The 25,543-nt window shown below is 64.7% G+C and carries 27 protein-coding genes; 16 read left to right on the forward strand and 11 right to left on the reverse strand.

Annotated features, from left to right (window positions below; translation table 11 throughout):
* The first annotated feature begins 84 nt into the window (after positions 1 to 84).
* Entirely contained in the window at positions 85 to 351 is a 267-nt protein-coding gene (locus tag B3K53_RS09790; RefSeq protein WP_292084045.1) for a hypothetical protein, read from the forward strand.
* Positions 352 to 614: 263 nt separating this feature from the next.
* Here the strand turns inward: B3K53_RS09790 and B3K53_RS09795 are convergent, their stop codons facing one another.
* Complete coding sequence (locus B3K53_RS09795; protein WP_292084046.1) at positions 615 to 782, reverse strand: hypothetical protein; 168 nt, start codon at positions 780 to 782, stop codon at positions 615 to 617.
* A gap of 309 nt (positions 783 to 1,091) precedes the next feature.
* Here B3K53_RS09795 and B3K53_RS09800 point away from each other — a divergent pair, with 309 nt between their 5' ends.
* Positions 1,092 to 1,376, forward strand: a complete 285-nt coding sequence (locus B3K53_RS09800; protein WP_292084047.1) for a hypothetical protein — start codon at positions 1,092 to 1,094, stop codon at positions 1,374 to 1,376.
* 191 nt (positions 1,377 to 1,567) lie between these two features.
* Here the strand turns inward: B3K53_RS09800 and B3K53_RS09805 are convergent, their stop codons facing one another.
* The 3 genes from B3K53_RS09805 to B3K53_RS09815 all read right to left on the reverse strand — a co-directional run bounded on the left by B3K53_RS09805 (position 1,568) and on the right by B3K53_RS09815 (position 6,997).
* Positions 1,568 to 3,667, reverse strand: a complete 2,100-nt coding sequence (locus B3K53_RS09805; protein ID WP_292084048.1) for a ParB/RepB/Spo0J family partition protein — start codon at positions 3,665 to 3,667, stop codon at positions 1,568 to 1,570.
* A 508-nt stretch (positions 3,668 to 4,175) separates the two neighbouring features.
* Positions 4,176 to 5,591: a recombinase family protein gene (locus tag B3K53_RS09810; protein WP_292084049.1), complete on the reverse strand. Its 1,416-nt coding sequence runs from the start codon at positions 5,589 to 5,591 to the stop codon at positions 4,176 to 4,178.
* Between the two features lie 23 nt (positions 5,592 to 5,614).
* Entirely contained in the window at positions 5,615 to 6,997 is a 1,383-nt protein-coding gene (locus B3K53_RS09815; RefSeq protein ID WP_292084050.1) for a recombinase family protein, read from the reverse strand.
* A 284-nt stretch (positions 6,998 to 7,281) separates the two neighbouring features.
* Here B3K53_RS09815 and B3K53_RS09820 point away from each other — a divergent pair, with 284 nt between their 5' ends.
* The 6 genes from B3K53_RS09820 to B3K53_RS09845 all read left to right on the forward strand — a co-directional run bounded on the left by B3K53_RS09820 (position 7,282) and on the right by B3K53_RS09845 (position 9,769).
* Entirely contained in the window at positions 7,282 to 7,458 is a 177-nt protein-coding gene (locus B3K53_RS09820; RefSeq protein WP_292084051.1) for a DUF1328 domain-containing protein, read from the forward strand.
* Between the two features lie 188 nt (positions 7,459 to 7,646).
* Entirely contained in the window at positions 7,647 to 7,847 is a 201-nt protein-coding gene (locus B3K53_RS09825) for a hypothetical protein (protein ID WP_292084053.1), read from the forward strand.
* A gap of 12 nt (positions 7,848 to 7,859) precedes the next feature.
* On the forward strand, positions 7,860 to 8,036 hold the full coding sequence (locus B3K53_RS09830; protein WP_292084054.1) for a hypothetical protein: 177 nt from the start codon (positions 7,860 to 7,862) through the stop codon (positions 8,034 to 8,036).
* An 11-nt stretch (positions 8,037 to 8,047) separates the two neighbouring features.
* Positions 8,048 to 8,311, forward strand: coding sequence for a hypothetical protein (locus B3K53_RS09835; protein ID WP_292084055.1), 264 nt, complete (start codon positions 8,048 to 8,050; stop codon positions 8,309 to 8,311).
* A gap of 424 nt (positions 8,312 to 8,735) precedes the next feature.
* Positions 8,736 to 8,954: a hypothetical protein gene (locus tag B3K53_RS09840; protein ID WP_292084056.1), complete on the forward strand. Its 219-nt coding sequence runs from the start codon at positions 8,736 to 8,738 to the stop codon at positions 8,952 to 8,954.
* 305 nt (positions 8,955 to 9,259) lie between these two features.
* Complete coding sequence (locus B3K53_RS09845) at positions 9,260 to 9,769, forward strand: hypothetical protein (protein WP_292084057.1); 510 nt, start codon at positions 9,260 to 9,262, stop codon at positions 9,767 to 9,769.
* 156 nt (positions 9,770 to 9,925) lie between these two features.
* Here B3K53_RS09845 and B3K53_RS09850 read toward each other — a convergent pair whose 3' ends face one another.
* Positions 9,926 to 11,155 (reverse strand): MFS transporter, encoded by a 1,230-nt coding sequence (locus tag B3K53_RS09850; RefSeq protein WP_292084058.1) that lies wholly within the window; start codon positions 11,153 to 11,155, stop codon positions 9,926 to 9,928.
* Positions 11,156 to 11,404: 249 nt separating this feature from the next.
* Here B3K53_RS09850 and B3K53_RS09855 point away from each other — a divergent pair, with 249 nt between their 5' ends.
* On the forward strand, positions 11,405 to 11,617 hold the full coding sequence (locus tag B3K53_RS09855; RefSeq protein ID WP_292084059.1) for a hypothetical protein: 213 nt from the start codon (positions 11,405 to 11,407) through the stop codon (positions 11,615 to 11,617).
* Between the two features lie 280 nt (positions 11,618 to 11,897).
* Here the strand turns inward: B3K53_RS09855 and B3K53_RS09860 are convergent, their stop codons facing one another.
* Entirely contained in the window at positions 11,898 to 13,487 is a 1,590-nt protein-coding gene (locus B3K53_RS09860; protein ID WP_292084265.1) for a sensor histidine kinase, read from the reverse strand.
* Between the two features lie 323 nt (positions 13,488 to 13,810).
* Here B3K53_RS09860 and B3K53_RS09865 point away from each other — a divergent pair, with 323 nt between their 5' ends.
* The 5 genes from B3K53_RS09865 (at position 13,811) to B3K53_RS09885 (ending at position 18,537) form a co-directional block, all read left to right on the forward strand.
* The gene (locus B3K53_RS09865; protein WP_292084060.1) at positions 13,811 to 14,263 is read left to right on the forward strand and encodes a ferritin-like domain-containing protein; all 453 of its coding nucleotides are present in this window, start codon (positions 13,811 to 13,813) and stop codon (positions 14,261 to 14,263) included.
* Between the two features lie 351 nt (positions 14,264 to 14,614).
* Positions 14,615 to 15,022: a response regulator gene (locus B3K53_RS09870; RefSeq protein ID WP_292084061.1), complete on the forward strand. Its 408-nt coding sequence runs from the start codon at positions 14,615 to 14,617 to the stop codon at positions 15,020 to 15,022.
* Positions 14,997 to 16,058 carry a YaiO family outer membrane beta-barrel protein gene (locus B3K53_RS09875; protein ID WP_292084062.1) on the forward strand — a complete coding sequence of 354 codons (1,062 nt, stop codon included), beginning with the start codon at positions 14,997 to 14,999 and terminating at the stop codon, positions 16,056 to 16,058. The genes B3K53_RS09870 and B3K53_RS09875 overlap by 26 nt, the downstream gene beginning before the upstream one ends.
* Before the next feature lie 32 nt (positions 16,059 to 16,090).
* A complete protein-coding gene (locus B3K53_RS09880) occupies positions 16,091 to 17,116 on the forward strand; it encodes a HEAT repeat domain-containing protein (protein ID WP_292084063.1) in 1,026 nt (341 codons plus the stop codon).
* Entirely contained in the window at positions 17,113 to 18,537 is a 1,425-nt protein-coding gene (locus B3K53_RS09885; RefSeq protein WP_292084064.1) for a glycosyltransferase family 2 protein, read from the forward strand. The genes B3K53_RS09880 and B3K53_RS09885 overlap by 4 nt, the downstream gene beginning before the upstream one ends.
* On the opposite strand, the gene B3K53_RS09890 is transcribed toward B3K53_RS09885, so the two are convergent.
* Genes B3K53_RS09890 through B3K53_RS09900 form a run of 3 tightly spaced genes read right to left on the reverse strand, consistent with a single transcriptional unit; the run spans position 18,521 to position 21,665 of the window.
* Complete coding sequence (locus tag B3K53_RS09890; protein WP_292084065.1) at positions 18,521 to 18,805, reverse strand: Hpt domain-containing protein; 285 nt, start codon at positions 18,803 to 18,805, stop codon at positions 18,521 to 18,523. The two genes, B3K53_RS09885 and B3K53_RS09890, sit on opposite strands and share 17 nt — an antisense overlap.
* Positions 18,802 to 19,185, reverse strand: a complete 384-nt coding sequence (locus B3K53_RS09895) for a response regulator (RefSeq protein WP_292084066.1) — start codon at positions 19,183 to 19,185, stop codon at positions 18,802 to 18,804. The genes B3K53_RS09890 and B3K53_RS09895 overlap by 4 nt, the downstream gene beginning before the upstream one ends.
* Complete coding sequence (locus B3K53_RS09900) at positions 19,182 to 21,665, reverse strand: CHASE3 domain-containing protein (protein ID WP_292084069.1); 2,484 nt, start codon at positions 21,663 to 21,665, stop codon at positions 19,182 to 19,184. The genes B3K53_RS09895 and B3K53_RS09900 overlap by 4 nt, the downstream gene beginning before the upstream one ends.
* Before the next feature lie 39 nt (positions 21,666 to 21,704).
* Here B3K53_RS09900 and B3K53_RS09905 point away from each other — a divergent pair, with 39 nt between their 5' ends.
* Positions 21,705 to 22,097 carry a response regulator gene (locus tag B3K53_RS09905; protein WP_292084070.1) on the forward strand — a complete coding sequence of 131 codons (393 nt, stop codon included), beginning with the start codon at positions 21,705 to 21,707 and terminating at the stop codon, positions 22,095 to 22,097.
* A 558-nt stretch (positions 22,098 to 22,655) separates the two neighbouring features.
* On the opposite strand, the gene B3K53_RS09910 is transcribed toward B3K53_RS09905, so the two are convergent.
* Positions 22,656 to 23,117 carry a hypothetical protein gene (locus B3K53_RS09910; protein WP_292084071.1) on the reverse strand — a complete coding sequence of 154 codons (462 nt, stop codon included), beginning with the start codon at positions 23,115 to 23,117 and terminating at the stop codon, positions 22,656 to 22,658.
* A gap of 638 nt (positions 23,118 to 23,755) precedes the next feature.
* On the opposite strand from B3K53_RS09910, the gene B3K53_RS09915 reads away from it, so the two are divergent.
* The gene (locus B3K53_RS09915) at positions 23,756 to 24,214 is read left to right on the forward strand and encodes a hypothetical protein (protein ID WP_292084072.1); all 459 of its coding nucleotides are present in this window, start codon (positions 23,756 to 23,758) and stop codon (positions 24,212 to 24,214) included.
* A 691-nt stretch (positions 24,215 to 24,905) separates the two neighbouring features.
* Here B3K53_RS09915 and B3K53_RS09920 read toward each other — a convergent pair.
* Positions 24,906 to 25,289, reverse strand: coding sequence for a hypothetical protein (locus tag B3K53_RS09920; RefSeq protein ID WP_292084073.1), 384 nt, complete (start codon positions 25,287 to 25,289; stop codon positions 24,906 to 24,908).
* Positions 25,290 to 25,543: the final 254 nt, after the last annotated feature.

Here is a 25,543-nt window from a genome sequence, read left to right on the forward strand (position 1 = left end):
GCCCCGTCGAACGGCCGACGGTCCGCAGCGAAAAACGAGAGATCAGAAGAATCGGCCGGAACCGCGGAGCCCCTGTCTCGTTTGATGCGCCAGTTCGAGGAAAGTGGCGTGAATTCATACTTCTGCATCGTTAACATGCCCGGGGTTCCGGCGCGGGAGATTTGCGTCCTGGACGCCGCAGACGATGCTTCTGCGATCAAGGCCCTCGATGCTGTCGAAGCCCTCTGGATCGGCTTTGACACCATCTGTCTTTACCAAGGCGAGCGCTTCATCAAGGTGCTCAGCAATCCGGCGCTCGGCTTTCCCCGGGATGGTCTGGCCCTCCCGTGCGATCTTGATCAGGCCGCCTGACGGGGGGAGCCATCGCAATGCGGTCGAACATCGGGGCGCCGCGGCCGCGCGTGGATCGCAAAGACAAGGCGTCAGGACGTCTCGTCTAGCCGACGGCTCAACCTGCATGGACGCAGATGAGGTCCCTTCTCGGCAAGGCGTTTTCAGGCCTGATCAGGGACGTCGCGACAAGACCGCGGACCCGGATGAAGGCGTCCCGTCTCCGAACCGGCAAGCACGCGTGGCGGCGGGCGGGCTCCGGCGACCGCTTGAAGCGGGCGCGCTCAGGGACGACTGCGGCAGGGTCGCCCTTCAGCCTTGGCCAGGATCTCGTTCCAGTAGCCGGCCTTGCCCAACAGCCGCGCGCGCGCGCCTGGGTCGCGCTCCGCCAGGGCCTCTGTCAGGAAGGCATCGATCTTTTCAAGCAGCGGGTTGGCCGTATCCCTCGGCACGGGCGCCTCCGAACAGGGGTTGGATTCACAGGGTGTTGAACTAACCCCACCCCCAGTGTTCGGTTCCCGACACAGCCGGGGCGGCCGTCGGCCGAGACGGACTTCCGATACGTCGCCTCCGATCACCCTGAGCGAGGGCGGGGCGGTCGCCTCGTCGAGGAGCGACGCCGCGACCGTCCACCGCCGCCAGGCATGCCCCGTCGGCTTTCACCTGACGTCGGAGCGCCCTTCATGATCCTCGGCGGCTTGGCTTTAAGGAACTCGTCAGGTCTTGCTCCGCTTGAACAGGTTCACGGAGGAGACAGAAGCATGCCTACCGAACGCACTGTTCAACACCCGGACGGCTCCGTCGAACGGACCACGACGACCGACGGCCCGACCGTCGTCTCGGAAAGAAGGAGCGGCGGCATGGGCGCGGTCGTCGCTCTCATTCTCGGCCTGCTGGTGGTCGGCGTCATCGCCTACTTCCTGCTCAATATGAGCCAGAGCGAGAGGGTTGAATCCAACGCTATCGCGGGCGCTGCCGAGAGCGTTGGCGCCGCTGCGGAGAACGTCGGCGAGGCGGCTCAGTCGGCGGTCCCGGCGGCGAACTAATCCGCCGCCCCGTCACCCCGGACCTGCTTTCGGTCCCGGCGCGGCTGTTTCGATGGCGGGGCAAGGCCGCGCTTTTGCGAGCGAAGCATCTCGCGGCGTGAACTCGCGGTCCCGGCGGCCATCGGGCGCAGTTGCTCGCCCCGGCGGTCGGCCGCGCGCCCATCCGACGCGCGGCCATTTCCCGTCTTCGCCTATTCCGCTGCAAAGGCGCAGCCGCCCTGCCTTTCCTCGAAATCCGAGGTACGGGTATCGACCGGGGCCGGCTCCTTTGCTTCCGAAAGGACGGCGGGCGGGGAAGCGCGCAGGACGACCGGCAACCAGCCGCGTCCTTCCACCAGTCGTTCGGCGGCGTCGGCCATGTCGGCCTTCTTGAGGCCGAGGATACGCCCGGCCTCTTCCGCACCTGCCGCCTCCGAAACGGCTTCCACCACCCGTGACTTGCTGACGCGGGAGAAATAACTGGCGGCGGTGGCCGACCATGTCGCCGTCATGTCCAATCCGACCGCCGTCGCCAGCGTCTCGGCCTGAGCCCATGCGCCGGGTCGACGATCATGCGGATCGCGCACCGCGTGGAGACCGGCGCCCGCACAGCAGGCGAGAAGGTCGAGAAGCTCGGAGCGGTTCATCGGCGCCATCACGGCCCAGAGCTCAGCGGCCCTCTCCGGCAGCCGCGCGCCCCAAGCCTCGAGACGGTCGGCCACGCGCCGCCCCGCCGGACCGTCGCCCACCCCCGGCGCATAGCGCTCCAGCCCTCCGACGGACAGGCGCAACTGCAGGGGCGTGAAGTCGCCGTAACCGGGATAGAAGACCTGCAAGGCCATGGCGTGAACCACCGTCGCCAGGGCGGCGGCGACATCGGCCTGAACCGCATCCCTGAGACCCATGGTCTTGTGGGCCGTCAGGTCCATGAGCAGGCGATCGGAAAGGGGCGCCCGTTCTGGGTCCCGTTCCACCCCATCGTTTCTGGAACCCGGGCGGTCGTCCTCGGGATCGTCGCGGGCGTCGCCGGTCTCGTCTTTCCCGGCCTCTTCTTCCCACGGCGGAGGCGGCGCCGAAGCAGCGGCCTCGGCCCGAACCAGACCGCGCTCGAAGCGGGCGAGACCGTCATGGCCGAGCATGACCATGATCCCGGACCGCGCCCTGGCCTCGGGCGTATAATCGTAGTCGGGACCATAGGCCTGCAAGGCCCTGTCGATGACCTCCAGTCGGGCGTCCGTCTCGGGCGGCAGAAGCTCCACCGCATCGGCCTGCGAGATGAGCCGGTCATACTCCTCCGACAGCGCCGCCATCTCCGCGACCTCCGTCTCGGACCTGACCACCGCCGCCGGATAGACCCGCCCCAAGCCCGCCGCTTCCGAAAACTCGGCGCAGACCCCGCCCCATTTCCAGCCTTCGCGCTGGCGAGCGTCCTCGACGAGCGCCGTCAGCTTCTCGCCGACCAGCCGATCCAGCAGGACCGGGTCTTCCGGCCAGCCGCCTCCGTCCTCAGTGAAGAGGTCGCGCAGCACAGCGCCGCCTTCGGCCTCATAGGCCTCGAGCCCCACGAAACCGACGCGCCGGTCGTCGGCGCGGACCTTGGCCTCGGTCATGGCGCGACGAATGGCGTAGATGGAGGGATAGGGTCCCATCTGCGCCATCACCTGACGCTGGCGGTCCTGATCCTCGCTGACGCAGAAGGCGGTGAGAATGTCGAGGGTGATCCTTCCCTCGCGATAGGCGTCCATCAGTTCCGGCGCCGCCGCGCCCAGCCGCAGGCGCTGTCGCACCACCTGAGCGGAGACCCCGAAACGCGCGCCGATCTCCTCCGGGCCGTAACCCCTGTCTTCCGCCAGCTTGCGGAAGGCTTCGAACTGATCGGCCGGGTGCATGGCTTCGCGCGTGATGTTTTCATCGAGGCTGATCTCGTGGGCGTCATTGTCGGTATCGACCGTCACCCTGACCGGATGGGTGCGCTTGATCGCCTTTCTCCTGGACAGAAGCCGCAGAGCCTGCCGCCGCCCCTCCCCGATGGTCACGAGATAGTTTCCTGTCCCGGCGCCGTTCGCCGAGCGTTCGATCTCGACCACGGGCGGCTGCAACACCCCCTTGGCCCTGATCGACGCCGCCAGCGCCTCAATCGCCGCTTCGGAATGCTTCACCTTCCGGGCGTTCCTCGGCGAGGCCTTCAACCGGTTCAGCGGAACCACGATCTCCGCGCCGTGCGCCGGTTCCTGAACCGCCGGATCGCGCAGGTCCGGGGCGGCGACGTCAGTCGCCGCCATGGCGAGCGTCTGGATGGAATGAGCAGTCATGTCTGCCTCCTCTGGGCAAGGGTTGCAGGCACGCGAAAGGCGCGCCTGAAACCCTGCCCGTCGGCGAGACCGGGGTAGCAAGGGCCAGGGCGGATCGGGCGGAGGGGGATCACCCGGCCTGCACAAGCTCACAGGTGTGACATCCCTGGCGACGCTGGCCGCGCGGAAGGCTGGGGAGACCGGCCGATCCGGCGGCGCAGCCGCTTCACCCTGGCCCGCGCGAGGGCGGAGCCCTTAGCGCCCTTCGCCTCTTCGGGCGGGCGTTCCGTCGGTTCCGCAGTCGCCCTGCCAGCCGGGCCGAGGCGGAGCATGGTCGCCTCTGGTCACGGAATTTCCCGAAGACGAGGCGCGACCGGCCTGGCGAAACATGTCTGCAGGGTCAGGTCGATCCCTGTTGCGCCGTCATTGACGGGAAGGCTCGCCGCACACCTCGGGCTGCATAAAGGAGGATGCGGCGAGGAGATCTCACCCGTCAAGCCTCGCCCTGTGCGGATCGCCTTCCCATCGCTCACTTGGGGGCGCGACGGCGTCCTACACGAGGCCCCACGGGGAGACCTGCCGCTTCATAGGCTTCGGCGATGGACCCGAATATCGTCCTTATCCGGTTATCGCCTGGAATCCCCGGCGACGCCTTGATCAGCTTGAGAGAGATCCGCCCGTGCTGCTTGTGGAGAGCGCGCAAGGCCTCGATGGTCTGGTCGCGATCAAGCGGCGTCCCGTCCGGGTTCAGCCCGCGACGATACCCCGTGTAGCGAAAGCCGACGCGCTCATAGGCTGCTTTCATGGAGCCGAAGCGGCTGCGGTAGACCGTGGGCGAGGCCATGTTCTCAGCCTTGGCTATCGCCTCAAGCGTGGGTCGCTGACGCGCCAGAAGACAAGCCAGTTCGCGGACCATCTCTTCTTCAGTCTTGCCGTGACCTCGCTTCAGCGCGCCCATCCGCTCCTGGGCCGCGACAAAGGTATCCACGTCCACAATGGGTTCAAGAACCCGGACGTAGGTCCATTGCGAGCGATCGACAGCAATCGTGCGCTTTCCCAGCTCAACCCTGGACTTCCCGTAGGCCTGGAAGCCGACAACCAGTTCCCGTCTGAGTATCTTCTGTACGCGATCACCGTTCCAGGGGGTTCCATCACGCCACATGACGCCCTGCTGTGTGAGAAGTCTCGCGATCCCCGCCTGACTGCGGGCCTCATGCACGAACCACTCAAAAATTCGCTGTATGACTGCGAGTTCTTCCGGCGGCCCCCAGATGTAGCGGACCTCCTGGTCGGGCCGCGACTTCCATTGTCCCTCCTGAAGGATGGGTCCCGCGCTCCCGTCCGCGTTCACCACCTGGCGCCGAAAGCCGTATACGGCGCCGCCGCCCAGGGCGCGGCCTCGAGCCGCCTTCGCCCGGCGCCCGGCGCGAACCTTGGCAGACAGGTCCCGACTGTACTCTCCAGCCATGACCCGTTTGAGTTGCTTGAAGACCGAGCCAAAGCTGTCGTCAGCGAAGAGCTCCGCGCAGTAGATGACGGAGAGGCCGGCCTCTCGGCACAGGAACTCATAGTGCGCCGCCTCGTCGGCGTCCTGAAACCGGCCCCAACGACTGACGTCGAAAACGAGAATGGTCGAGAAGGGAGCCTTCCCTGACAGAACCTCCGACAGGAGGCGCTGGAGGCCGGGGCGTTTGTCGACGGTCACGCCGCTTCTTCCTGCATCCTCATAGGTGCGGACGATCTCGATCCCACGGCTTTCCGCGAAGCCCGCGATGAAGGCGCGCTGATTTCCCAGGGAGTAGCGCTGATGGTCTGTGGACATACGCAGGTATTGCGCAGCGAGGGCCGGTTTTCGCTCAGGCCGGGACGTATCTGGAGACAGGACGACCGCGCCGTCGGCGTCCCGCCCGAAATGGCGTCTCAGCCTGGCCGGAAGATCATCCATGCCGCAAGACGGATCTTCCTCCATCACAGGCCTGCCGCGCGATAGGCGGCCGTAACCGTGCCGAAGGTCTTTCGGATCAAACCGATTGATGGAAGACGACGATCCGCCTGTATCAGGGAGACATTCACCCTCCCCCTGTCTTGATGCAGTCGACGCAGCCCCTCGAGGATGGCGGCCCGCGAAAGGGGCTTTCCATCCGGCGCCGCACCCCGCGAAACCCGCGGCTTGACGTAGCCGGCCAATCGTTCCGCCTCCGCAAGGGTGCCGAAACGCGACATGTAGCGTCTCGCACTTGGAATTTCGGGGCAGGTGTCGATCAGGGCGGCGGTAAGTCTTCCTTCCTTGTCAAGGAGCGCTTTCAGCCCGGAAACCAGTTCCTCCCGGGTATGGGCATATCGGCCGTCGAGCGCTCTAAATCGCGCCTGCGCCGCCTCGAACATCTCCTCCGACACGATCCCCTCGAAGACCTGGATTTCTCCCCAACGGCCGCTGTCCAACTCCGGTCCGCGGACGCCCAGTACGGTTCGGGAACGGCCATAGTGTTGCAGTCCCTTCGACAGCGGGTCGCGAAGGATTCTGGCGACCCGGCGACGCGTCCAACGCGATCCGTCCGTCCAGAAGATCCCTTCTTCCGACAGGATCGATGCGATATCCGCCATCGACCTGCCGCCTTCGACGAACATCTGGAAAATGCGCCGTACAGTCTGGGACCGCTCCCCGGTCGCGGGAACCAGGCGCAAGGACTGAAGCGGATGAGAGCGAAAGCCGCCGCACCTCAGAACAGGTCCGCACGTCCCGTCAGCTTCGATAATCTGCCGGTCCACAAGGTACCGGGGCCACGCGCCCGGCGCGCGGCCCGCCTCCGCAGCCCCCCGCTTTCCTCTGCGCGTCCTGTCCGAAATCTGCCGGACATAGTCCGCCGCCATCACGCGCCTGACCTGCTTGGCGAGTTGGGCCGGAGGGCCGCCCCCCACCAGGTCGCGACAGTAGGTTACAGAGACGCCGTGACTTCGGCAGACGAACTCGTAGTGCGCCGCCTCGTCAGGGTCCTGAAAGCGGCCCCATCGGCTGATGTCGAGGACCAGAACGTGGGCATAGTTCGCCCTTTTCGTGACCACGTCGAAGAGAAGACGGCTCAAGCCTGACCGTTTCTCCAAGGTCATGCCGCTCTTCCCGACATCTTCGTACACCGCGACGATGTCGAAGCCCTCGCTCCGGGCGTAGCCTTGGAGCTCCCGCCGCTGGAGCGCCAGAGACGTAGGCTGTCGCAGCGTCGAGACCCTGAGATAGGCGGCCGCCCGCCGATCAATCGACTTCGGGCTCTCCTCAATCCTTGCGGGTCGAATCCGCCGCACCACCCAGTCGTCTACATGGGCCGAGTACTCCGGGGCCGGGCGCTTCTCCATTGGAGCCACTCCATCCTCCGAGGACAGGGGACGGCCATGAGGGTCGGTCCTCCTCGCTCGTAGACGAATTCCGTGACGCATGGAGCTCGCCGCGATGGGGACCCATAGGTCCCTGCCCGCGGCCATGCGTCAAGCCCGCGTCGCATTTGCGCAGGCTTGCGCGGCGGGCCGGCGCATCCGCCAGGATGGAACAGTCAAATCCAGGGCGCGTTGGTCGCACGTCGAATGATCGGCAGGGAGGTGTCGAGCTTGACCTCCATCAACAGACTCCGGAGGACCGTTCCATGCTTCGTTGGGCCATCATCTTCTTCATCATCGCCCTGGTCGCGGCCGTGCTCGGCTTCGGCGGCATCTCCGGCATGTCGTTCGAGATCGCCAAGTTCATCGCCGTCATCGCCGTCATCCTGTTCGTGGTCTCCCTGGTCGTCGGCGGCCTGCGCGGGCGCGGTCCGCGACTCTGACGCGCTTCAGTCACGCCGCCGAAGAGGCCCCGGTCGTCGCCGGGGCCTTTTTCTTGTCCGCCGCGCAGCCGCGCAGACCTCCGCCTCGCCGGGTTCCCGGCCACGTCCAAACTTATCGTGAAACGCCAGTGCAGGAACGCCCGTTTCCGCAGCCGCTTCCCTTCCTGCAACCCAGAAGGAGTAACGACATGACCGACGTCCAACCCAACGCGGACCGCGAACAGGATCCGGAAACCAATACGCCCCAGCCGGATGAAAACCCGCAACAGCGCGAGCATCTCCGCGATCAGGCCCAGCGCCAGCCGGGCAAGGACGACCCGGCGCCCGCATCGGGCGGCGAAGGCGCCGCCGGCGCTGGCGGCCCTGACGGCTTTGGCTCTGGAAGCTGAAGGAGCGCCGTTGTGACCGATACCCGACCCAATGAAAGCGCGCCGGCCGACGCCGGTCCGAACGACGACCCTCAGGATCACGACAGCCTTCAATCTCAGGCGCGGCGGGAGACGTCCAAGGCGGAGGGCGAAGACCCCGATGAGGATCGTCGATCGCCCATGACCCCGCCCATTGCAAACCCGGACTGAGGAGATGGAAGGTGACTGAATCCAGGCCTGATCCCGACCGCGACCCGACCCGTCCCCAGCCCGGGAAAGCCGACGACAGCGGCCTCGGCCAAGGTGAAGACAGCCTTCAGAAACAGGCGGCTCGCGAAACCACCCTGGATCAGAGCGGCTACAAGAGGGCCGCCGACTGTCTTTCGGACGAAAACGGAAACCTGACGAAGATACCGGCCGGCGCCGTGCCGGAAGGCGATCTTCAGGAACAACAGCGCGGCAAGGGCCAGCAGAGTCCGTCCTGAACGCCGAGCCTAATCCGAAAGGACCGGTCTTTTCCGGTCAAGGCCGAGGCGGTTGCACAAAAACCGCTTCGGCCTTCACCGCACGACGGACCGGCGCGGGAGCTGCGCCCCAGCCGCCTTCAAGAATGGCTGTGATCCAAACTTTGGTCGGACAATGAGCGAGGGAAGAAGAATTAGTCGGTCCGGTGCGTACGGGGTTTGGCTGAGCACGACGCCGGACCGACCTGCATTCCTCTGGGGAAGTGCGAAGGGGTAACCGCAGGATGGAAGGCTTGTTCCCTTGCGAAGCGCCGCAACCGTCCAGATGTCTTCCCTTGGCGCTCGCCACGCGCCCTTCAGGCCCGATTGATGTCAGGATTGCTCGTCCGCCAGGGCGGGAACCAAAGCCGCCGCCCTGGCCTGACTCCAGGGAGAGGAGGTTCCTATGAAGAAGCTGATCCGCGCCCAGGCCGGTGTGAAGCTGACGCGTGTCAAACGCATGGCTGACGGCCAACGGAAACAGACCTGCTACCGGGTGACCAGCGGTCGGAACAGGTCCGGTCGGGTGATACTCGACGAGAATGAGGCCCACCGGGCCTTTGCCCGGGAAGTCGCCGTCTCCCTAAGGGCCAGGTCCTCATGGATTTTGACTGGCGCGAACTGACAAAAAAAGCCCCTCGCCGATCAGGGCGAGGGGGAAGGATGGGTTCAACTCGATAGGGGACGAGCGGCGCTTATCGCCGGCAGGCCGCTCGAACAGCCGGCGCTGTCTGGCTCGAACGGCTCGTGAACGCCTGAGGTTCCAGAGTTCGGAAGCGAACTCATCACAGGCTGGGCGAGTTTTCTCACAAAAAATCGCGGACACTGGCCCGACCATGAGACGGCGTGCTGACCGGGATTCTCTCAGGACAGAGGCCGGTCGTTGGGACTTTTGGAAAACAAGCGGAACCATAGGTCCCGCGGCGCCATTTGATCGCAGCAATCAGGAGGAAAGCCGTGGACGATTTCAAACGTGACGACCCGAATGTGATCGCGCCTATCGGCAGCACGATCCGCCGCGCGCCGGAGACCATCATCGTCGAACGTGAAACCAATATAGCTCTGTGGTGGGTTGTCGGCATTCTTCTCGCCGCAGTCGTCTTCGGCCTTATCTATTTCCTGACGCGTCCAGCAACTGCGCCCACTGACGCCGAATTGCGCGTCATCCAGGCAGAAGCAGCGGCGGACAATGCGAGGCAAACGGCAGAGGCCGCTCTGGCTCAGAACCAGCTCAGCAGCACTCGGGACAGCGTGGCGATCGCACAGGCCCAAAGCGCGACGGCTCGCGCTGAAGCGATCCGCGCCCAGGCTGAGGCGCGCGCAGCCGAAGCGCGGGCTTCCGAGCCGGTCGTCGTCGAGCGTCAGACGGTGGTGACGCCCCCGTCCAGCAGCACGGCCGTCGTCACGACCACCACGCCCCAGCCCGGCGACCGCCCTTAACAAGCGAGGCCGTCCTCGCTGCGCCGAGGCGCAGGGGGCCCTGAACGCCATGGGTGGAAGCGCGGGGCGCACGGCATCGGACACGATAGAGGGAAAGACGCGTCCCCCTGGACCTATGACTTCCAGTTCCCGCCCGGCCGCCTCTGCGGGCAAGGCCTAACCCACCGCCCCCGACGTCTTCACGTCAGGAAGCAGGGCGGTGACCAGGCCCAGAAGCGGCAGTACGGCGCACAGCTTGTAGACCCAGACGATGCCGTTGGCGTCCGCGAGCAGGCCGAGGCCCGCCGCGCCGATCCCGCCGATGCCGAACATGAGGCCGAACATCAGGCCCGACACCAGGCCCACACGGCCCGGCACGAGTTCCTGCGCATAGACGACCAGGGCCGCGAAGGCGGAGGACATGATGAAGCCGATGGCGATCGAGAGGACGGTCGTCCACCCCATATCCACGTAGGGCAACAGCAGGGCGAAGGGCGCCGCGCCGAGGAAGGACAGCCAGATCACGGCCTTGCGGCCGATCCGGTCGCCGATCGGGCCGCCGGCGAAGGTCCCCGCCGCCACGGCCGCCAGGAAGGCGAACAGGTGGAACTGGGAATCCTGAACCGAGAGGGCGAAACGCTCGATCAGGTAGAAGGTGAAGTAGTTGGTGAAGGCGCCGATGTAGATGAATTTGGCGAACATCAGCACGGCGATAACCGCCAGGGCGCCGATGATCCGGCCCCGGCTTAGCTGGGGGCCTTCGCTCAGGGTCTTGGCCGCGACCATGGCGTGAGGGTTGCGGATACGCCAGCGCGTGACGCCAAAGAGCACCCAGATCGCCGTCACCGCAGCGACCGCCAGCCACCCCACGGCGGTGAGGCCCAGGGGCAGGATAATCAGCGAGGCCGCCAGAGGCCCGATGGCGGACCCGGTGTTGCCGCCGACCTGGAAGGTCGATTGCGCTGTGCCGAACCGTCCGCCGGAGGCGAGACGGGCGACACGCGAGGCTTCCGGGTGGAAGGTGGCGGACCCCACCCCGATCACCGCCGAGGCGACCAGGAGCATGGTGAAGCCGCCGGCGGTCGCCAGCAAGCCGATCCCGATCAGGGTGGCGAACATCCCGCAGGGCAGTAGATAGGGCTTGGGATGCTTGTCCGTATAGAAGCCGATCCACGGTTGAAGCAGCGAAGCCGTGAATTGATAGACCAGGGCGACAACGCCGATCTGGGTGAAGCTCAGGGCGAACTTCGTCTTCAGCATCGGATAGATGGCCGGCAGGACCGCCTGAATGAGGTCGTTGAGGAGGTGGGCGAAGGCCACGGCGCCGACGATCCCGATCAGAAACCGCGGCGAGGTCGCCATATTAGGGGCCGGCTGGGCGTCTGTCAGATCTGTCGGAATGGTCATGGGCGCACTCGATACTGCGGGCCGACGCGGCGCGCGGCTCCTCCGCGCACCTATAGCAATTCGATCTCCCGCGTGCCGGAGAACAGACGGATCAGAAAGTGAGGCCGACGCCGCGCGCCTGCCTGGAATTTTGTGGGCCGCCGGATCGCTCCAGATTCTCGCGACGTTCAGCCTCATCCTCACCACAGAATGACACGAACCTTCGCTCCTGCATCGCGCCGTCGGTCGAACGGCCAAAACAGTCAAGCTATGGCCTGGGCCGCCTCATCAGATCGCCTGCAAGCTCCAGATGAGAACGCTGATGCTCACGCCAATGAAGAATGTGGTCGCCAGAACCACGAAGATCAGCAGACCGCGTCGCAAGCGTTCCATCAGCGCCCCAGCTCAGACCTGAACATCCATGACATCGCCGTCGACGCTGAACCCGGAACGTCGAGCCAGATCTGCGGCGCTATCCGCTGACGCCATCATGTGATTGGGCCGCCTCCTAGCGCTGCCGTCGACGATCGGCGCGTACTCGTACCAGATGCGAAGGCCACAGCCGGGCTGCTTGCGTCGGCAGCGAAGAATGATCGCCGTAGCCACTTGATCGCCTCTCCATCAACAGATCATCAAACGTCGCTGCAATACATTCGACGCAAGACCCGGGGAGGGATCGGTCTTCATGATCACGTAAAGGGCCAGGCGTCCTCAACATAGGTTAGGAAGATGAGCGTCGCTGCGCGCGCCGAAGTCCTGGCGGTCAGAGGTCGGAACGAAACCGGCTGTCCGAGGACAGGCGGAATCGTCCACGCGCCACCAGTCCAGCCGGTCGGTATTCCCTTTCCAGCCTGCCGTTCAGTTCATGCCGCGCCAATCTGTCCATCAGCTTCGTGCCGAACCCTTCGCGCGTAGGCGGGCTCACGACAGGCCCTCCGCGTTCGCGCCAGACAAGCTGGACGACCCCATCCTCCTCACGCGACCACCCGATCTCTACGCTGCCGGTTTCCGAGCCCAGCGCGCCGTACTTGAGGCTGTTGGTGGTGAGCTCGTGGGCGCACATGTAAAGGGCCAGCGCCGCCTCGGGCCGCAACATGACGGAAGGGCCGCGGGCGCGAATTCGTCCCTCATGGTTTTCCCCGCAACGCGCGAAAACATCCTGCATCTCGACTTCCGTCCAGGCCGCCTGCGTCAGCAGATCATGAGCCCGACCCAGGGCGGAGAGCCTTCGCTCGAACTTGCGGCAAGCTTCGTGCTCCGCCCCTCTAAAGGTCTGCGCCGCAAGCGCCTGGACGGTCGCCAAGGTGTTCTTGACCCGATGATTGAGCTCGTTGATCAGGAGGGTTTGTCTTTCGTCACGTCGGCTCAATTCGACCGAGGCGCAGCTGAGCGCCTTCTGAACCTTGGCCATGGTCGCGATGCGCCCTTGGCGAGGCGGCACGATCCCTCCGCCTCCCAGCGCAGCCGCGTCCTTTTCCAGAGCTTCCAGTTCACGCGAAATGGCGTTGGACTGGTTATGCACCGCCACCAGACTCAACCCGCCGAGAAGGAGAAACACCGCGCCGACTCCCAGGACGTTGGTCCAGATGGGCGCTTCCAACGACCAGCGCGGCACCACGACCATGGTTGTCCAACCGGACAGCTCTGATCGGGTGTAGGCTACGACAGTCGGATCGCCGTCCAACGAACGACTGGCCACCACGCCTTCCGGCGCGGCCGCCATTGCAGCGATCATCGCCGGCGTGGCGGACGCCCCCAGATGAACGGCGTGGTCTCGAGACCGTGCAATCACGCGGCGCCGGGCGTCGACGAGGGTGACCAGGGCGGATTCTGAAACCGGTTGGCGAGTGATCACGTCCAGAAACCGGGTTGGAGGGACGATCAGGACAACCGCCGGTTTGGTCTCCGGGGCTTGCTGGGCGGACCCGATCGCAATGCCAGGAGCCTCGGATCGGAAAGCCCCATGCAGATCGGACACTCTGGCCCGTCCTTGCGCCCCGAACCGGATTTCATATTCCGGGCGGATCGTCATCGGGACCGCTTGCTCGGCCGGCGTCTCGCCGACCGGCATATGGAGGGCGTGGGCCGCTCCCGGGTCAACCACGGACAGCTCTATGCCCTCCCCCAACCCGAGCCGACTCGTCCGCTCTCCGAGGCGCCTCCAGTCCCCGGCGGCCAAGGCGTCCGAACTCGCGATCGCGTCGACGGCGTCAAGCTTTCGCACCACATCCATATCTATGGCGGTCGATACTGATCGAGCCGTCGCCAGAAGCGCGCGTTCATGAGCGCGACGCGCCTCGAGCACATTGAGGCCGACCAGGAGACCGAGGGCCGCAGCCGCGGGGACGGCCACGCTCAACACCAATATCGTCAAGCGTCTTCGCACGACCGCCCCTTCGCCAACCCGACAGAGAGAACCACAGGCTTTACCTTGGGTTCCTTGTGACCAGGAGTGCACGCAGATGCGAGCTGCATGTTCGGTCCGCTCGCGCAGCGAGTCCGGCGTCCCCCGCCAAGCTGGGCCAAGGCGTAACGGACCTCCGCCCACGAGCAATGCGAACCTTGCCGGTCGTTTCCTCGCCAGACCGCATTCCAGGCGCCGCTCCAGAAGAAATCACGGAACATGACGCAACATGAAAGGTTCTATCTGGCCGTTACGCAAAGGATATCGCCTCAATGCACGTCGACAATGGACAAGCCGTCAAAACCTTGAATGATCTGATCGAAACGACCCTGGACAGTGTTCATGGTTATCGACACGCCGCAGACGGCGCGAGCAATCCCGAACTCAAGATCATGTTCGAGGATCGTGCGGACAGACGCGAAGAGCTGAGCCGTCAACTCCAATCCGAAGTGCGTAACCTGGGGGGTGAACCGGAAGACGACCAGTCGCTGCTCGGCCGCGTCCATAACAAGTTCGCCGAACTGAGAGGCGAACTCATGGGGCGTGATGACAGCGGCGTGATCGACGAGGTCGAACGCGGAGAAGACGTCATCAAGGCGCGTTTTGAAAAAGCTGCAGAGGAGGCTGTTCTTCCCGACGCCTTGCGACAACGCATTGCCGCGGCCTATGCGGCCATCAAGGCCGACCATGACGTGATCAGCAGCCTGAAGCATCGCCAAGGTTAGGAACCCCTGTCGCACAGCGAAGGCGTGCAGGTCTGAAGCCCGCCGTGGGCGCTCAAGGCTGAAGGCCTTCGGCAGAAGCCGAAGGCCTGACGCTGTTAATGGCGCCCTCGCACGTCCCGCTCGACGCCTGTTGGCGATCGATAAGAGACGAAAGCGACGGCGCGGCGTCATGCATCTGGGGGCGTCGAACACGCCTTCACCCCGCATCTGTTCGGCGCCGCGCCTTCAGGCCGCCGCGCTCGCCGTCAAGTTCGATGGCCGCCAAGACCCGGACCAGAGCGGTCGCTTGCTAGGGCTTGGTTCATACTCTCCTCCCATAGGGTGAAGGGCGCAGGGTAGTGGAGTAAGAATATGGCCCGGATTCTGATCGCGGACGACGACCCGTTGTTGCGAGCTTTGCTGCAACACAAGCTTGCGGCGGCTGAGCATCAGGTCATCGCGGCCGAGCACGGCGGGGAGGTTCTGGACCTCGCCCAGGTTCACAAACCGGACCTTATCGTTCTGGACGCCATGATGCCGGTCATGGACGGTTTCGAGGTGTTGCGTCGCCTGAAAAGCGACGAAACCACGCGGGCTGTCCCTGTGATTATGCTGACAGCGCTAAAACACGAAAAAGACATCGTAGGCGGCCTTCAGCTGGGCGCCGCCGACTATCTGGCCAAGCCCTTCATTCCCGAAGAACTCGTACAGCGCATCAGCCGGATCATCGCGGACTCGAGCATGGAGCGCGACGATGCTCGTTCAAGACGTTCCGGCTGAGGTCCGCCCGGATCCGACCGCGCTTTACGAGGAGGCCGTCCGCGACCGACGCGCGGGGCGCAGCGAGGCGGCGCTTGCCAAGCTGGATACGGTTCTTCGGATTAGGCCCCAAAATACGGACGCCCTGTTGAATCGCGGCCTCTCCCTCCTGGCGCTTGACCGGCTGGACGAGGCCGAGGCGGACTTCGAGGCCGTCCTCGTCCGGGCCCCGCATTATGTGGACGCCCGCCTCGGACTGGCGCTCGTCGCGCGCAGGCGCGGCGACGCCGGGCGCGCTAGAATGGAAACCGACAAGGCGCTCCTTGCGGCGCCTGAACGGGCTGATCTGAAAGCCCTGGCCCGCGCCTTGCGGCCGCAACCCGCTTGGCGCTTTGATCTGGACGGCTCAAGGAGCCGCCTTGGCGCGGGATTGTCCGACTGGAACGAAGTGCGTGTCGCCGCCGCCCATGCCATGGATGAGCGCTCGACGATCACGGGCGTAGGCGAATGGACGGAACGGTTCGACAAACGGGACCTGTTCGTCGAGGGACAGCTGGACCGTCTCTTCCCCTGGGGCGAAGCTTACGGCGCGCTAGGCGGCGCCGTGGAGGCGGACTACCGTCCGACAGTCTCGGTGCGCGTCGGGGCGGAAGTCCATCTTCTGCCGAGCATCAACGGAACGCTGGACGCCTCCGCCGCGCGCTTCGCAAGCGGGAACGTGAGCAGTCTGCAGCCCGGACTGGTCGCAGACCTCGCACAAGGGCGGGTGCGGCTGGCCGCGCGCTGGATCAACGTCTGGGACGAGACCGACCAGCACCGCGCCGGCTACGCCGTCAGTGTCAACTGGACCCCGACCGACCGTCTGCGTTTCCGGGCGGACTACGCTGACGCTCCCGAAAGCAGTGAAGGTCTGACGACAGACGTGCGCGCCCTCAGCGCCGGCGTCGAGATCGGTCTGACAGACCAGATCAGCTTGCGGGTGGGCGGCCTGGAAGAAGATCGGGGTCGTTATGATCGAAAGGCGATCACCCTCGGTCTGGGCTGGCGATTCTGGTGAGCTTTCTAACCGCATTGTGGTGGGTTTCGCTGATGCTCATCGCAGCGGCCCTGGTCTGGATGACGGGTCTGATTCTCGCCCGCCTTCTGCGGGAACGGTTCGACAGCAAACGGGCTGGGGATGAGGCCCAGATCCGCAGGTTGTTCCTGGCGATCCTGAACGGCGACGTCGGGGCGGAACCACAACTGAAGCCCTATCAGATGCGAGCCCGTCTGATGGCCGAAGCTCTGGTGGAGGTGTTGGGGCTTGTACGTGGCGCGCAGCGGGATCGCCTGATCGAAAGCCTCGCTCGGTTGGGGCTTCCCGACCGTCTGCGCCTCCGACTCGACAGGGGGAGCAAGGCCGGCCGAATAGCGGCGGCTGAGGCGCTGGCCGCCTTTCCAGATGTGGCGACCGTAGACGCCTTGCGGTCGGCCCTGGCCCGATCACGCGAAGGGGACTTTCGCGTAGCGGTCCTCACCGCTCTTCTGGACATGGACGCCGCTCCGCCGTTGCAGGACATGCTGACGGACATAGCCAGACGCGGCCTCCAGGACTCCCTGCTGTACGAACCCGTCATCAGACGTGCCGCTAAAGCGACGCCGACGGAGGCTCTGGACGTCTTTATTCTTCCTCTCGCTCCTTCCGCCACCCGCGCGATGTTGGCAGACGCTTTAGGCGCGTCAGGAGACTATCGTGCCGTGGAGCCTCTGGTGCGAACCGCGACCGACGCGGACTTGGAACTGCGTATCGCCTCGGTGCGCGCCCTTGGGCTTCTCGCTCATCCGGCTGGTGAGGCGGCCGTGACGGCGGCGCTGACCGACGCGGCCTGGCAGGTTCGCTCCGCCGCCTGCGAGGCTGTCGGTCGGATCAGGCTGGTCCATGCCGCGCCGCGGCTGCGACAGGCGCTGGGAGACCCGGCCTGGTGGGTTCGTTTCCGCGCTGGCGAGGCGCTGGCCATCCTCGGCGATCCGGGGGTCGCCATCCTGCGCACGGCGATCGAAGATGAGCATGACGTGGTGCGTCGCGCCGCTTCTCTCGCGCTGGCCGAGCGCGGGCTGATGAAGGCTGCGGCGTGACCCAGGAGATAGCCCTCATCCTGGTGGGATTCGCCCGGTCGATCGCCATGTTCGTGATCGGCATGGGTCTCGCCCAGAATCTCGTCTACCTGATCCAGTTGTTGCTGGCGGCCGGCGCGCTCGCCGCCCGACCGGCGATCCCGGAATCCGGCGCCCTGTGGCGTCGCTACGCCGAGGCTTCGCCGCCTATCGCCCTGCTGGCTCCGGCCTACGACGAGGCGCTCACGATTGTTCAAAGCGTCAGGTCGCTGCTGTCCCTGCGTTACCCCAGTTTCGAGGTGATCGTCATCAATGACGGGTCCAGGGACGCCACCTTGCAGGTGCTGATCGACGCCTACGAATTGAGACCTGCGCAGCGACATTATGAGCAGGCCCTGGATCATCAACCGATAAGAGGCGTCTACACGGCCGCGCACCAGCCACGCCTAATAGTCGTGGACAAGGAGAACGGCGGCAAAGCCGACGCGCTCAACGCCGGCATCAACATATCCCGGGCGCCGATCTTCTGCTCGATGGACGCTGACTCCTTGCTGGAGCCCGACGCCTTGCTGCGCGCAGTCCAGCCCTTTGTCGAAGAACCTGAGCGCACCGTGGCGGTCGGAGGCACCGTGCGTATCGCCAACGGCTGCCTCATCAGAGACGGCCAGGTGCTGGAAGTCCGCCCTCCACGCAATCTGCTCGCGCTGCTGCAGACCGTCGAATATCTGCGCGCCTTCCTCATGGCCCGGCTTGCCTGGAGCCGGATCAACACGCTCACGATCATTTCGGGCGCCTTTGGCCTCTTCCGGCGAGCACGCGTGATCGAAGCCGGCGGCTACACCCGGGGGACGGTCGGCGAAGACATGGAGTTGGTCGTCAAGCTTCACCGCCTCATGCGCGATCAAGACCGACCGTATCGCATAGGTTTCGTTCCTGAGCCTGTATGCTGGACCGAGGCTCCGGAAGACATCCGGGTCCTGGGGCGCCAAAGGGCGCGCTGGCATCGCGGGGCTCTTGAGACCTTCGAACGCCACTGGGACGTGATGTTCCGCCCTCGCTATGGCCGCCTCGGTCCCGTCGGCTTCGGCTACATCTTCCTCGTGGATATCCTGGGACCGGTGGTGGAGCTGCTGGGCTATCTCCTCATCCCGGCCTTCTGGGCGCTGGGACTGCTATCTCTGGACTATCTGCTGGCCTTCCTGGCCATCACGTTCACCTTCGGAGTCGTGATTTCCGTGGGAGCGCTGGCGTTGGAGGAGTCAGAGCTCAGGCGCTTTCCACGCGCGCGCCACCTCCTGTTGCTGACCGCTGCGGCGGTGCTGGAAAACTTCGGCTATCGACAACTCAACAACCTGTGGCGGCTGCGCGGCTTGTGGCAATACCTGCGTCGAAGCCAGTCGTGGGGCGCAATGACGCGTAAGGGTTTCAGTCCGCCCGCCTAGCCAAGGCCTCCTCGAGGGCGGCCGTCAGTCGCTCGACTTTAGAGCGATCGGGCGCCTGTCCTTGAGCCAAGGCGTCGTCACAGTCGGCCGCCGCGTCGCTGATGACAGGAAAGCCGAAAGTGCCGGCGGCGCCCGCGAGCCTATGCACCAGAGCCTGCATTTCCTCCGAATGCAGGGCGTCGCGCTCGCACAGCTTTTCGATGCGTGCGAGATCGCCTACGCAGCGGTCCAGAAACCGCGCCCTGAGGCTGGCCAACAGGTCGTTCATTGGCTAGCCGCAAGGATGGCCCGGACGTCTGCGGCAAGGGTCATGGGATCGAAAGGCTTGATGACGACGTCCAGCGCGCCCAAGGCGCGATACTGATCGATTTCTCCGGATCGCGCTCGCGCCGTCATGAAAATTACGGGCGTATTTCGAAGAGCCGGCCGTTCGCGAATCCTCGCAAGGGTCCCGGCTCCATCCAGGTTCGGCATCATCACGTCGAGCAGGACGACGTCAGGCCGAAGTCCCTCGTCCAGCGCGGCGAGCGCCGCCTGACCCGAGGCGACCGAGGTCAGGACGATGTCGGGATCGAGAGCGAGCGCGTAGGCTGCTACCTCACGGATGTCGTCCTCGTCGTCGACGTGCAGTATGTTCAGGGCTGTCATTTTTGGCCTCCGGCGCGACGTGTCAGGCGGCGCACAGTGCGCGCCAGCTGGGTCAGGGACATGCGGGACTTGGTAAGCACGGCCTGAACCGCCGGCGCGGCCTGGCGATCCAGGTCCTGCGCGGAATAGATGACGACCGGGATGGTGCGCCCCTCCTCGTCCGTCAGTTCCGGCAGAAGGTCGAGGCCGTTTCCGTCCGGAAGGCCAAGGTCCAGGATCACCAGGTCGGGCCGTCGGCGAGCCAGTGCGGCTCGCGCGTCGGCCAGGCTCTCCGCGCCGACGACTTCCACCGATTCAAGCCCGTGGCGCGTCACCTCCAGAATGTCCCGGTCATCGTCCACATGCAGGACCAGCGGCTTTGCGTCTGACCGGACAAGAGATTGCACGGCAAGGCGCAAGCGGGCCTGATCCACCGGCTTCTCCATCCAGTCCGCTACCTCCAGCGAGCGTCCGCGCGCCTGGCCTCGGGCCGCGCCCCCCGAGACGACGATCACCGGCATGGCGCGCGTATCGCCGCCGGCCTTCAGCGCACGGATCAGGCTGACGCCGTCGGCATCCGGCAACTGCAGATCGACAAGCGCCGCCGCATGGACCCCCTTGCGCGCCATCGCCAGGGCGTCCCGGGCGGTGACGGCCACGTCGGCCTGATAGCCTTCAAGGGACAGCATCTCGACCAGAACCCGTGCGGAATCGGGGTCGTCCTCGCAGATGAGCAAACGTCCCGGCCCCTCGCCCTGATCTGCGTCCGGCAGGTCCAGCGGCAGGTCGAGATGGAAGGTGGCGCCTTCGCCCTCGGCGGATTCAAACCACAGCCGTCCGCCATGGCGTTCGGCGATGTCCCGCGCGATGGCCAGACCCAGACCCGTGCCCCCCTTGGCGCGCGTGTCGGTCGAATCCGCCTGGGCGAACTTGCCGAAGATGCGCGAGCGGAATTCCTCCGAAATGCCGGGGCCGTGGTCGGCGACGCTAAGCCGGGCGATCCGGGTTTCCGGATTGACGGTGACCGTCACCTCGCCGCCGACCGGAGAGAACTTGGCGGCATTGGACAGCAGATTGGTCACCACCTGGATCAGCCGGTCGGCGTCGCCGCGCACCGGCGCGGAAGCGCCGTCCTCAAGACGCAGATTCACGCCCAACTGATGGACGTAACCCCTGACGCCGTCGATCGCCCGTGCCGCGATGTCTCGGAGATCGAGCGGCGACATGGTTAGGACCAGCTTGCCGGCGTCAAGCTTCTCGACGTCGAGGATGTCGTTGATCAGCCGGACCAGCCGCTGGCTGTTTGAATGGGCGATGCCGATGAGGCGGGCGGCTCTCTCGGGCAGGTCGCCGGCGGCGCCGCCGGCCAGCAAGCCGAGCGAGCCGGCGATGGAGGTCAGGGGCGTGCGCAGCTCATGGCTGACCGTCGAGACGAAGGCATCCTTCATCTCGGCCACCCGGCGGCGTTCGGTGATGTCCCGGATCACGGCCACGACATGGCGGCCGGCGGGCAAGTCCATCGCGCCGAGGGCCACGTCGGCGGGGAAGCTCTCCCCCGTCCGACGTTTCCCGGTCAGCTCGCGTAGAAGGCCGTCCTCCCAAGCCCCCTGACTGGCGCCGAGCCGATCCAGGAACGCGCCCTCGCCGTTTTCCGCCAGGTTGATCAGGATTCCGACGTCCCGCCGACCGATTTCCTCCGCGCGCCAGCCGAACATGCGCTCTGCAGCCGGGTTCATGGTCTCGATGCTGCCGCTCGGGTTCAGGGTGACGATGGCGTCGAAGGCGCTGTCCAGGGTGGCGCTGTGTCGCGCGGCGGCGGCCTGCAGCCGCTCCAGAAGAAGGCTTCGGGTCGCCAGATATCTCCAGACCATAAACACCGTCGCCGCCGCGATGACGACCAGGCCCAGGAACAACAACAGGACCATAAGCTCCGTGCGCGCGGTCCGCTTTGCGGCCTTGGCGGACAGGGCGGCCAGATGCTCGGCCTCGCGCTGCGTCATCTGATCCACCACCTGGCGGATCTCGTCCATTGTCGCCTTGCCCTCGCCGCTCGACACCGACGCCACGGCGGCTCCGGCCTGTCCTGCCTGGCGCAGATTGACGCTGCGCTCCATGATCCGGCGTTTACGCGCCACTTCCTGTGACAGGCGTTGGTGGTGAGCGGTCTGCGCCTCGTCGGCGTTGAACAGGACGCCGAGGGCGTCCATCTGCGCGCTGATCCGCGTCAGAGCCAGATCATAGGGTTCCAGAAACCGATTATCGCCGGTGATGATGTAGCCGCGCTGTCCGGTCTCGGCGTCCTGGAGCAGAGAGAAGACGGACTGGATCTGCAATCGAGTATCGTAGGACCGGTCTACGGCCGCACGTAAGGCTGCGGCCCCGGCGAATTCACGCCGAAGCTCCACCCCAATGACGATCAGAGTCACGGCGAAGAACACCGAAGCAAGGCCCAGGGCAAAGCGAAAGCGACGCCGCCCTGGTTGACGAACCGTGATCGTCATCGGCTAGACAGACACGGACGATCAATCAGGAGCTCCGCCGTGAAAGTCTGCGTCATCGAGGACGATCCCCTTTTGTTGCGTCATCTGGAGGACATGCTGGAGCGTATGGATTACCAGGTCATGACCGCCGAAACTGTCGATGAAGGGTTGGACATCGTGCGACAATGGTCGCCCGACGCCGTTCTGCTGGACATTTTGATGCCCGACCGGGACGGGCTGAACTTTATTATGGATACCCGTCATCTCAGGGAGACAATGCGGGTCGTCGCTATGACCGGCGGGGGGCGGCTAGGCCCCGGTCCCATTCTGCAGATGGCTTCCGGCCTCGGCGCTCACGCCGTCCTCACCAAGCCATTCACCGCGGAGGCTCTTGCGGATGCGCTGTGCGACCGGGGCAGCAAGCAAACCTCGGCCATAGGCGTCGACTGCTGACACTTAACTCTCGGCCAGCATCAGCTTGGCGGAAGTGACCGCAATGCTGGTCGCTATCATTGCAGAGAGCACGGCGATCCCGCCGCCCAATACCGCCAAGGTCAGCGCTGACCAGACCTCAGTCGCAGATGATATCGCTGGAAGAGCCCGATTGACCCCACCAGTCAGGAAGCCAGCGATGACAAGGGACCATCGGATCCCGCGGGTCGCTCCGAGAGCAACCAATGGCCCGATCAATTTGGTCGATTTTGCCTGCATCACCGGCCATCCTGGGAGCAGCATGATGAAAACAAGCGAGACGATTAAAAAACACTGCTGAAGAGGCTATGCCCGCCCCGCTCTTGTAAAGCGCCGAGAGCCACAACAGGCCCAATGCGAGAGCGGTAGGCAGCATCATCACTACTGATGTGATGATGAACTTAATGAAGCCGCCCACGCTGAGGCGACTATCCATCATTGTCATAGAAACTGCGTAGAGTACGACGACTCAGCCGAGGAGAAGGGCTACGCCAACGGCGTAATCAATCAGCAGAAGATCCGGTCTGCGCGACCAGAAGATCAGATCAGCGGCTGCGGCTGCACCACCCGCTCAAGATATGCCAGCCCCCGCATGGGAATGTCTACTTCGCAAAGCGACCTGTTGCGGATCACCGCCAGCATCAACGGCTGGAAGCGGGCTATTTCTTCGTCTGTCACTGCCGAACCCATGCGGCTGCGTGCATTTCGATAATCCCATCCGTCCGGTGTCTGATTGATCTGCAAAATGTCGCTGCCGCCCTCGCCGTAGCTCCATACGTGCATGACAGTGAGGACCTCACGCTGTTTCGGATAGATTTCCGTCGATCGGCTCTCGCTACGCTCACACGCCACACGGCCCGCACCGACGACGCTCGCCAAGGCTGCATTGATGCACCGGGCATCAACGGGACCGGAGAGGGTGGCTCGGCTCTCGACGCCGTAGATCGGGTCACATCCGCTGACGAGCAGAGCCGCGACACAGATGGTTAGGCGGACCCACATGTCATGAACGTAACAACCGCCCCAACGTTACGGCAAGTGTCCGCTAACCACCCCTAGGGGAAGTGGGGCACTTGCACTGCCGGGTTGTTCGGCCAAGGTCCGGTTTCGGGCCAGATGCCAAAGTCGCATCTCGACCCTCAGCGGACATTAGTAGGCGTAGCGCACAGCGCTTCAGCTTCTGCCAATAGCTTCCGAAGCTGCTTAATGTCAGCCTTCAATGGCTCAGTTCGAGTAGCCCGCTGGCGGATGCTTTCGAGAGCCTGATCCTTGATCGTGACGCTTGCGAAGTCGTCCCAATCCCACTCGCCGCCAGTGCCGTCGATGAAGTCTCGTAGGCACCGAGCCACTTCTTCTGGTGTGCGTTGAGTTGTCCACATGGCTCCAGATTTGCATGCGAGACGTCCGCTTTCCACCTCTCCCAGACTTGCGGAAGGTCCGCTTAGGGGCATGAGACCGGCGCTTGAGGCGAACACCATCGCGGCCTTTCGTAGGAACGGCGGCGGTGCGCCGCCGTGGACGATCCTGAGAACTATTCAGCCCTGTTCGGCTGGGCAGCGTGAAGGTCCGATTTTCGGCCGCAGCCCGAAGTTGCGTCTCGCCCCATTGCGGACACTGCCGGTCGATGCTCAGTTCGATGCATGTCCTCACGCTGGATTTATTGGCTTTCCCTACTAATCGCTGCGCTCGGCGGTGCGGTTGTGGTCATAGGCGCCGCATACGAACCGGCACGGGCGACGCTTGCCAATCCGCTTGCCCTATTGGCGACTGCGGTCGCCCTTCTTCTCTTTCTGCGGATGCTCTTTGATCCGAGGTGCCACAGGGGCATCAAGGCGGCGAACCAAGAGATGATGGGCGACCATGGGTTTCAGTTTCGCCTCACCCCCGTCCTGGACCCTCAATGGGGCATCTTCGGGAGCCGTGCGGGATCGCCGCTTCTACTGACAATCCGGGCGGTTCTTTTCATCGAAGTCATCGCGGTGATGCTGCTGGCGCGCGAAGCGCCCATCCTCCAATTTCTGGCGTACGCTTCCTTCGGGGTGGTGATGATGCTTTCACTGATACACCTCGCAGGCACTGGCCACTCCATCGGTCGCTGAACGTCCACTAACCACCCCTAGGGGAAGTTGGGCACTTGCACTGCCAGGCTGTTCGGCCAAGGTTCCGGTTTCGGGCCAGATGCCAAAGTCGAATCTCGACCCATGACGGACATTGATGCGAATGCGTTTACCAGCGCGCAACAGCTGAGAGGCTTAATCATGGGCGGTCCCGACGATCTAAATCAACGAGCCCGATGGCTGCTTGTAGCGCTATTCACGCTCGCAGCTGCCTCCTTGGTCTATTCGGACCACCTGTATAACCGCTAGGCTGGTGGCGGTTCGACCAAGGTCCGCTTGCCACCCCTCCCAGGCATTCCGAGCGTCCGCTTACGGGACTTGGATGATGGTGGGGTGATGGGGTTAGGAGATCGGCGGAAAGAGGCCTACGGTCACCTATGCGCCCGAGTAAGTTCATCGCTTTCCAGGAACGACGTCTGGGCCGAAGTCTCTGGCCCGAGGAGCTTAGTGCGATCCAGCTAGCGCGCGAGCACTGCAAAACCGGGAAGCGCGACACCGTGAAGGCGATGTGGGATGCGCTTGAAGCCACGCCTGCGCCCGTCAGATTTTTCGCGCCATAGCCTAGCACCGTAATGACCGCTTCCCACCCTTAGCTGACGTCGGGAGCGTCCGTTTTCCGGCCCGGGCGCCAACGTCTGCTTTCGGCGCTGACGCCTAGGCCCGCAATCGACCCTTAGCTGGCCTCGATTGCCGGAGGATCGAAGGCGTTGGGCGCGGTAAATGATGCGGTCAAAAGGTCGATGTCACCGTAGCCGTCGAAATAGCTGTAGGCTTCGATCATCTCCGCGTAGCCGTCTTTGACGTAGAGCATGAATTCTAGGGGGTAGGCATCCGGCCCCACTTCAGAGCGAACCCATCCCCCCGGGCTGACGGTGACCACGGCGGGCGGCAACGCCCTGTCCACGCTGAACTCAGTGTAAAAACCGAAACCTGTGAATTCACGGCCAGAAACCTCAGCCGTCTTCAACTGCTCGATGAGAGCATGGCCCCCATCGGGGCTGACTTGCTTCGCCAGAACGACAGCGGCGGCTATTTCGAGCGCGGATAGCTGTTTCATAGCGCGAGCCTAGTCGCCGGGCGGCTGTCAGCCAATGTCCGCTTCCCACCCCTCGCAGACTCTCGGAAGGTCCGCTTAAGGGCGTGAGACCGGCGCCTGGGGCGAACACCATCGCGCCCTTTCGTAGTGACGGCGGCGGTGCGCCGCCGTGGACGAACCTGAGAACTATTCAGCCCTGTTCGGCTGGGCTGCGTGAAGGTCCGACGTGCGTGCGGGTGCCAAAGTCGCAAACCGACCCTCAGCGGACATTAGTA

This window comes from Brevundimonas sp. UBA7506 (assembly GCF_002479495.1).
In the GTDB taxonomy this organism is placed as follows: domain Bacteria; phylum Pseudomonadota; class Alphaproteobacteria; order Caulobacterales; family Caulobacteraceae; genus Brevundimonas.

What these genes read in the sequence shown, in the direction of transcription:
- B3K53_RS09910 (WP_292084071.1), bottom strand. Translation starts at nt 23,117, where the DNA reads ATGTGGGTCCGCCTAACCATCTGTGTCGCGGCTCTGCTCGTCAGCGGA.
- B3K53_RS09840 (WP_292084056.1), top strand. Translation starts at nt 8,736, where the DNA reads ATGAAGAAGCTGATCCGCGCCCAGGCCGGTGTGAAGCTGACGCGTGTC.
- B3K53_RS09820 (WP_292084051.1), top strand. Translation starts at nt 7,282, where the DNA reads ATGCTTCGTTGGGCCATCATCTTCTTCATCATCGCCCTGGTCGCGGCC.
- B3K53_RS09865 (WP_292084060.1), top strand. Translation starts at nt 13,811, where the DNA reads ATGCACGTCGACAATGGACAAGCCGTCAAAACCTTGAATGATCTGATC.
- B3K53_RS09810 (WP_292084049.1), bottom strand. Translation starts at nt 5,591, where the DNA reads ATGGATGATCTTCCGGCCAGGCTGAGACGCCATTTCGGGCGGGACGCC.
- B3K53_RS09855 (WP_292084059.1), top strand. Translation starts at nt 11,405, where the DNA reads ATGGCCTGGGCCGCCTCATCAGATCGCCTGCAAGCTCCAGATGAGAAC.
- B3K53_RS09825 (WP_292084053.1), top strand. Translation starts at nt 7,647, where the DNA reads ATGACCGACGTCCAACCCAACGCGGACCGCGAACAGGATCCGGAAACC.
- B3K53_RS09805 (WP_292084048.1), bottom strand. Translation starts at nt 3,667, where the DNA reads ATGACTGCTCATTCCATCCAGACGCTCGCCATGGCGGCGACTGACGTC.
- B3K53_RS09915 (WP_292084072.1), top strand. Translation starts at nt 23,756, where the DNA reads ATGTCCTCACGCTGGATTTATTGGCTTTCCCTACTAATCGCTGCGCTC.
- B3K53_RS09850 (WP_292084058.1), bottom strand. Translation starts at nt 11,155, where the DNA reads ATGACCATTCCGACAGATCTGACAGACGCCCAGCCGGCCCCTAATATG.
- B3K53_RS09790 (WP_292084045.1), top strand. Translation starts at nt 85, where the DNA reads ATGCGCCAGTTCGAGGAAAGTGGCGTGAATTCATACTTCTGCATCGTT.
- B3K53_RS09900 (WP_292084069.1), bottom strand. Translation starts at nt 21,665, where the DNA reads ATGACGATCACGGTTCGTCAACCAGGGCGGCGTCGCTTTCGCTTTGCC.
- B3K53_RS09870 (WP_292084061.1), top strand. Translation starts at nt 14,615, where the DNA reads ATGGCCCGGATTCTGATCGCGGACGACGACCCGTTGTTGCGAGCTTTG.
- B3K53_RS09875 (WP_292084062.1), top strand. Translation starts at nt 14,997, where the DNA reads ATGCTCGTTCAAGACGTTCCGGCTGAGGTCCGCCCGGATCCGACCGCG.
- B3K53_RS09890 (WP_292084065.1), bottom strand. Translation starts at nt 18,805, where the DNA reads ATGAACGACCTGTTGGCCAGCCTCAGGGCGCGGTTTCTGGACCGCTGC.
- B3K53_RS09800 (WP_292084047.1), top strand. Translation starts at nt 1,092, where the DNA reads ATGCCTACCGAACGCACTGTTCAACACCCGGACGGCTCCGTCGAACGG.
- B3K53_RS09895 (WP_292084066.1), bottom strand. Translation starts at nt 19,185, where the DNA reads ATGACAGCCCTGAACATACTGCACGTCGACGACGAGGACGACATCCGT.
- B3K53_RS09880 (WP_292084063.1), top strand. Translation starts at nt 16,091, where the DNA reads ATGCTCATCGCAGCGGCCCTGGTCTGGATGACGGGTCTGATTCTCGCC.
- B3K53_RS09920 (WP_292084073.1), bottom strand. Translation starts at nt 25,289, where the DNA reads ATGAAACAGCTATCCGCGCTCGAAATAGCCGCCGCTGTCGTTCTGGCG.
- B3K53_RS09815 (WP_292084050.1), bottom strand. Translation starts at nt 6,997, where the DNA reads ATGGAGAAGCGCCCGGCCCCGGAGTACTCGGCCCATGTAGACGACTGG.